The organism is Paenibacillus albidus, assembly GCF_014644435.1.
GTDB lineage: Bacteria > Bacillota > Bacilli > Paenibacillales > Paenibacillaceae > Paenibacillus_AQ > Paenibacillus_AQ albidus.
This window is the reverse complement of the sequence record NZ_BMKR01000051.1, coordinates 35,373-41,987: the sequence shown is the minus strand read 5'-3', so window position 1 is coordinate 41,987 and position 6,615 is coordinate 35,373. Positions and strand designations below refer to the sequence as shown.

The 6,615-nt window shown below is 42.1% G+C and carries 4 protein-coding genes and 2 pseudogenes; 2 read left to right on the top strand and 4 right to left on the bottom strand.

Annotation, left to right across the window (positions count from 1 at the left end; translation table 11 throughout):
- Window positions 1–760: 760 nt before the first annotated feature.
- Together IEY53_RS31895 and IEY53_RS31890 are read right to left on the bottom strand one after the other, a co-directional pair.
- Window positions 761–1,978 carry an IS110 family RNA-guided transposase gene (locus IEY53_RS31895; RefSeq protein WP_189031995.1) on the bottom strand — a complete coding sequence of 406 codons (1,218 nt, stop codon included), beginning with the start codon at window positions 1,976–1,978 and terminating at the stop codon, window positions 761–763.
- A 331-nt stretch (window positions 1,979–2,309) separates the two neighbouring features.
- A complete protein-coding gene (locus IEY53_RS31890; RefSeq protein WP_114495293.1) occupies window positions 2,310–2,975 on the bottom strand; it encodes a TetR/AcrR family transcriptional regulator in 666 nt (221 codons plus the stop codon).
- A 158-nt stretch (window positions 2,976–3,133) separates the two neighbouring features.
- Here IEY53_RS31890 and IEY53_RS31885 point away from each other — a divergent pair, with 158 nt between their 5' ends.
- Together IEY53_RS31885 and IEY53_RS31880 are read left to right on the top strand one after the other, a co-directional pair.
- A complete protein-coding gene (locus tag IEY53_RS31885) occupies window positions 3,134–4,087 on the top strand; it encodes an aldo/keto reductase (RefSeq protein ID WP_189031993.1) in 954 nt (317 codons plus the stop codon).
- Window positions 4,088–4,276: 189 nt separating this feature from the next.
- Window positions 4,277–4,645 (top strand): annotated as a pseudogene (locus IEY53_RS31880) (transposase); the annotation flags it as partial.
- A 105-nt stretch (window positions 4,646–4,750) separates the two neighbouring features.
- Here the strand turns inward: IEY53_RS31880 and IEY53_RS31875 are convergent.
- Window positions 4,751–5,528 (bottom strand): annotated as a pseudogene (locus tag IEY53_RS31875) (Rpn family recombination-promoting nuclease/putative transposase).
- A 64-nt stretch (window positions 5,529–5,592) separates the two neighbouring features.
- On the bottom strand, window positions 5,593–6,423 hold the full coding sequence (locus tag IEY53_RS31870) for a YihY/virulence factor BrkB family protein (protein ID WP_189031991.1): 831 nt from the start codon (window positions 6,421–6,423) through the stop codon (window positions 5,593–5,595).
- Window positions 6,424–6,615 lie beyond the last annotated feature (192 nt).

Here is a 6,615-nt window from a genome sequence, read left to right as displayed (position 1 = left end):
TGTCGTATTAAACTAATTGCATATAAATAAGGCTGTCGAGACTTTCTCGACAGCCTGACCATGAAAGATCGCTTAAGCGATCCTTCATGGTTTTATTTTTATTAGAGTACATAAATTGAGAAGAAAAGCCTAAAATTAAATTCATTTTATTCCCTTTTATAAGATAAAGTGTTATTATGGACGCATGAATTTCCAATGATTAGGTGGTGTAAAATTACATGGACAAAAACAACAAATTATTACTCTTAGTAAGTATCTTCATCGGTTTATTGATAATGTTCTCACCCATAATCCTTACAGGGTACACCTATTCTTCTAACAATATTTTGGGGAGCCTTTTGTATTTTGAATTCACTATCAGATCATTAGCTTTAATTATTGGATTACTTGTAATTTATGATGGCGTTAAGAATTTTTCAAAAAAATAATACAACTAATTAAAAAATTAATACAACTAATTTGTATCTTTTCTATGATGTTGAAATACGACATTTTCTTTGACCAAAGGAGACCTCTTCGAAATGAAGAGGTCTCCTTTTCTATTTGAGAAGACGACGAAACGATTTTCGATCTTTCCTCTGTCAAAAGAAAATAAAGTTGTAGACTGAGAAAATAAAGTATTAGACTCACAATGCTTCATTAAGCTCCCATGAAAATTAAATCTGCAGTTACTGTAAAGAGGCAAAGTAAATAAGACGCAGTCCATTCATTTTTTTGAATGTCACAGCATCCGAAATAAGGATATGGGTATCTTAATGAATTAAGAGACTTCTGCAATAGTTACAGAATAACCTAATTTTTCTAGTCGTCGAACTGCGTATTTCACAATAGATTGTTGCTTCTGTTTGTCAAAGTAATCTTCGCCTAGGTCCACATACATTTCTTCACGTGTCAACAAATAGTAGGCTATTCTCAACATAGCATGTGCGACAGAGATTGCTGCCCTTTTTCTTCCTTTTCTTGCTGCCGTTCGTCTGTACATGGCACCAAGATAGTTCTTTGAGGCTGCTACAGAATGGGCTGCTTCAACTAAGGCGGACTTCAAATATTTGTTTCCATTTTTAGCTTTAGCAGATTTTCTCTTTCCTGCACTTTCGTTATGCCCAGGCACAAGTCCAGCCCATGAGCATAAATGCGCAGCACTGGGAAACTGCTTCTTAATATTGGTCCCAATTTCGGCTAAGATTTGTTCTGCCATTCGAGTAGCTATTCCAGGAATTGAATCTAAACGTTCGACATCGTCATGAAATGGAACAACCCTCGTAGCGACTTCCTGATCTAGCAACGTGATTTGTTCACTTAAAAAATCAATGTGAGTCAAAATAGTCTTAATCATCAAGCGTTGGTGAGGGTTTACATAGCCGTGTAGAGCAAGTTCAAGTTCATCCTTCTTTCGTTTCATGGTGCGTCTAGCGAAGTTCGCTAGTTTCTCAGGATCATCCTCACCATCAGCAATAGCATGGAGCATATCGCGAGAAGAGACACCCATAATATCAGAGACAACAGAGCTGAGCTTAATGTTGGCTCCTTCTAACACTTTTTGAATTCGATTATGTTGTCTAGCTCGTTCTTCGATAATGCTGCGACGATAACGAACAAGTTCTCGAAGCTCACGTTGATTTCGATCTGGAATGAAACTTGCTTTAAGTAGCCCATGACGAAGAAGCTTTGCAATCCATTCGGAGTCCTTGACATCTGTTTTACGTCCAGGCAAAGCTTTCATATGCTGGGCATTCACCACTAAGAATTCAATTCCTTCAGCTTCAAGTAAATTGACAATAGGCTTCCAAAATACACCCGTACTTTCCATAGCAACGTGAGTGCACTCATGCTGTTTAATCCAGTCAATTAATTGTAAAAGAAACACCGTTTTAGTCGGAAACGTTTGAATCTCCTTTCCATTAGACGTTAGAATACATGCGGTAATGTTATCCTTATGAATATCCATACCACATGCCCGTTCAACTACGATTTCCACTTTGAAGTATCCTCTCTACGGCTAAATTAGGTAAGAGGCTGGTGCAACAATCAGAGTAGGATTAATCTCCCATGAGTGCTTCCCGATAGGGAGCGACAATCTGTGATGCACCGTGATCGTTGGAGTCAGACTAACGGATGGGCTCGTAGGCACCATAGCTTATCGACCTTCCTCTCCCAGCCATAGTAGCAGTATTAACAGATACAAATATTTTCATCATCTGTGGTGCGGCGCTTGCGCTGCATGTATGGCTAACGGGCAGGTTGGTGAAGAACCCCCATTAATTTAATTTGGTGGGCCTCTTATCATTGTGGTATCGCGTTAGTGAATGTTAAAAAAGGTTTTTGGTCACTTTTTGAGTTAAATGTTCTATTTTCGGCATCAACACTTCATCATCAATTGCTGTCAGCTTTTCGGGCTTAAACAACTGAATCCTCTTTAATTGAAAATAATCATATAAAACTTGTTGAACCGTGAATTGATTGGTCATCAGAAATTTAACATCGAACATCCCTCTTAGAATTTCATCCTGCTTTATTAATAGCCTGCCGTTAAGTTGATTGAAAATCCCTTTTTGTTTACCTTCCTCAAAGAAAGCCAGTATCTTCTCTTCTCGCTCCTTCATAGCTTCATTAAAGCGATCAAATAAATCCGGGTAACTGGTTTCGAGGTCCTGAAGGATAATATCCGAGAAATAAACGACTAGAGATATGGTTTGTTCAAATATTTGCAAAAAACGAGTACCGAAACTTTGAACCGAATCCAAAGGGTTGTGAGTCAGTTCCTTCATGTATTCAATAAAACCATCTACGATGAACTCGACAATTTCTTCCTTGGTTGAGAAATACTTATATAAAGTCGCTCGGCTTATCTCCATTACTCTAGAAATTTCGTCCATCCGAACGGACTGAAGGCCATTTTTTCGTAAATAAGGAAGCAGCTTATTCATAAGCTTAGCTCGTGTTTCGTTTTTTTTATCTGATATCTGGCTATTCACATAAAGCCCCCCTTACTTTTATTATAACCGGAATTTCGCTTTCGGCACAAACATATTTTGCAGATTATACAGAAATGATTAAAAGTGTTTACTGTGTAAATGTCTTTATGCTAAGATGTAACTCGAAGCTAAAACATATAAAAAGCGAGGTAACTAAAATGAAAACGCAAAAACTCGGTCACAGCGATATCGTCGTTTCTTCTATCGGATTGGGTATGATGGGCATGTCCCCCGGCATATATGGCACCATTGATGATGAGGAGTCCATTAAAACCATTCATCGGGCGCTTGATCTCGGGGTAACTTTGCTTGATACTGCTGATACATATGGTAACGGCCATAATGAGGAGCTATTAGGAAAAGCGTTGAAGGGACGAAGAGAACAGGCAATTGTCGCTACCAAGTTTTCGTATGGTCCAAATTGGGAATTCATCGGAGGACACCCGGACTATGTAAAGAAAGCTATTGATGAAAGCCTTCGACGTCTTGGTCTCGATTATATCGACCTGTATTATCAACATGCGGTAGATCCTAATGTTCCAATTGAGGAGACAGTTGGTGCTATGGCTGACTTAGTTAAAGCAGGTAAAGTACGTTATCTTGGTTTTTCTAATGGCCTAAATGGATCAGTTATTAGTGCATCTACACTTCGTAAAGCGCATGAAGTACACCCTATTTCCGCAGTCCAATCGGAATACTCCATTTGGAGTCGGGAAATTGAAGAAGAAGCTCTACCTACCGTAAAAGAATTAGGAATCACACTTGTAGCTTACAGTCCTCTAAGCAGAGGCTTTATTACGGGGGAACGTCATATGAATGAGAACTTCCAAGCTGATGATATGCGCAATCTTTTTACACGTTACAAAGGTGAGAACTTCCAAAAGAATATTAACATCGTTGATAAACTAGCGGAAATCGCCAAAGAAAAGAACTGTACGGTACCTCAACTAGCAATAGCATGGACAGTAGAAAGAGGCACATTGCCGATTCCTGGTACGAAACGCCGTAAATATTTGGAGGATAATATCAAGGCACTTGATATTCATCTTACGTCTGATGATTTTGCCCGTATTGATGCTGTTAGTCCAAATGCGTTTGGTGGTCGTTATTAATAGTAGTATCCTGTTGCGGAATAATGCTAAATATAAATCCTAATCACAGCGGATGTTGATGTAGTGCAGATTACGATCGAAGTTTTAAAAGTAAGGGCGATTAAGTCTAATACTTTATTTTCACCGAACATACAGTCTACATCCAAGACCCACCGATACCCGTTGTCTACAGCCGCATATGGAAAAGGCAAGGAAGAGAGTGGATACGAAATTCGGAAGCGTCACTACCGCAGTACAAGCTGCGAAGGGTGTCCGCTAAAAGAACGCTGCACGAAGGCAACAGGAAATCGGGAAGTCGTGGTGAGTCTGGAGCGGTTGCGGTACCAGAAACAGGCCCGGGAAATTCTGCAAAGCGAGGAAGGTTACCACTTGGCCGTACGCCGAATGACGGAACCGGAAAGTGTATTTGGACAACTGAAGAACAACCGGGGGTTCCGGCGATTTTGGCGATGCGGCATAGAGAAAGTGACGCTCGAGGTCGGTTGGCTTTCACTTGCTCACAATCTGCTGAAGCAAGCCGCAAATGACCAAAAACGCAGAGCAGCGGTCCTCCAATAACAGGAGAATCGCTGCTCTGTTTGACTTTTACGGTTTTGAGCATGAAGGTGGTCTGTTTCTACTTGTAGAAAGTCTACTTTTGGGACAGTCCCTTTCCAAGCAGGCTTATTGGTTGTTTTTTAGAGAAAGGATCTCGGCTTCGGTTAAGCCGCTGGCTTGGGCAATCAGCTTGATCTCGATGCCCAGAGACAGCATGTTACGGGCGATCTCCAGCGCCTTTTTTCGTTCCCCTTCGGCTTGACCTGCTGCGTGACCGGCAGCTCGTCCTGCCTCCAGGCCTTTTTCGGTGGCCCATTCAATCATTGAAGCCTCATCATGTAGAAATTTCTGGCGTTCCTCATACAAACGGCGGGCTTCGTTATCCTGGCTCAAAAACTCCAACGTATCCATCGCTTTTTTCAAATGTGGATCATTCAAGGTTAGCACCTCCCAAATGGATTTATCGGCTCCCTTCAGGAAGAGCAGCCAATTAATCAGTCCTCCCTCAACAGGAGGGGTATGATGATTTAGTTTGGTTAATTCTATGAAGTGTATCTCAATGTCGTCGATTAGCATTAGATTCGTGTAGTCTTCCCGTAAATGAAAAACGCTGTGGTATCTGTCATTTGGCAAAAAGGAATAGTTCAGAATGTTGATGGTAACACATTTCAACATTAATCAACTCTCCGGTGGCTGTTTTGGCCCAAATATCGAAGATGGACTGCTTGTCCAGTGGGGCATCCTTATCTGTATAAGGATTAAGAAGCGTGATCTCGGCGAGCGGCGGTTCGCCTGACTCTTTAAAGGTCCGATTGAGAAAGGCTAACAATACATCCTTATTATCTTCACTTCCAAAAACACGCTTAAATACAAAATCATTTCGCGGGTCAAGCAGCTCCGTCACGTGGGATCAACTCCGTTTTATTTCCATTATATAATGACGTAATTACGTCATTATATGAAATAACTCACGTTGTGCGCCGCTCGTTGAGCGTGGCATTAATCTCCCCGCCGATCAGAATGATCATGGAGCTGATGTACAGCCAGATGAGCAGGATCATCACACCGCCGAGGCTGCCGTAGGTTTTGGAAAGATCACCAAATTGATTCACATAAATGGAGAACAGTGAGGACGTGATAATCCAGCCAAGTGTGGTGAAGAGCGCACCGGGCAGCACATCTTTGTAGGACAATCTCCGGCTCGGAGCGATCCAGTACAGCAGCCCAAAGACCAGGAACATAATCAAGAGCGGCACGGCATATTGCAGCAGATCCCACAGCTTGTTGAAGCCTGCCGGCAGATCGGCCAGGGTAAAGACCTGCGTTTTCAGCCAGGTTCCGAGGACCAGCAGCAAGGCGCTGAGCAGAATAACAACGCCGATAGATACCGTAGCCAGCAGAGAGATGCCCCTTACTTTCCAAAAAGCACGGTTCTCATCAATAGCATAGGCCCGGTTAAGGCCTTTAATAATCGCATTGATCCCTTTGGAAGCTGCCCATAAGGTGGCCAGCATCCCGAAAGACAGCAGAGCCTGGCTCCTTCCCTCCGAGACCTCCCCCACAATCTCCTCAATAATGGATATCGCCTGCGCAGGCATGATCTCTTGAAGGTCCTTGATTTTATCTTCTATGGAAATGTTCGCATACCCGATAATCGTCATGATGAAGATCAGAAAAGGGAAAAACGAAAGAATAAGGTAATAGGTTAACTGTGCACTGAGGCCTTGGACATCATCCTCATTAATCTTTTGGATCAGCTGCTTCAGGAAACTGTAGAACTGCTTTGACTTCTGCTTCATAATGACCTCCTCCACTTATACATAGGATATGTAACCAGCGCAGCATTAATCTTAACATAAGGAAGGTTGCGAACAAATTGATCAGTCGGAGGTGGCGTTAACGTGGAGCGGAGGGTTACATCACTTTTCTACAGTGTAAGGTGAAAAAGACGCCTCCCCGGGAATGAAGGGAAACGTCTTTTTGCTGAAACA

Coding starts and splice junctions, on each gene's coding strand:
- IEY53_RS31885 (WP_189031993.1), top strand. CDS start 3,134: ATGAAAACGCAAAAACTCGGTCACAGCGATATCGTCGTTTCTTCTATC.
- IEY53_RS31870 (WP_189031991.1), bottom strand. CDS start 6,423: ATGAAGCAGAAGTCAAAGCAGTTCTACAGTTTCCTGAAGCAGCTGATC.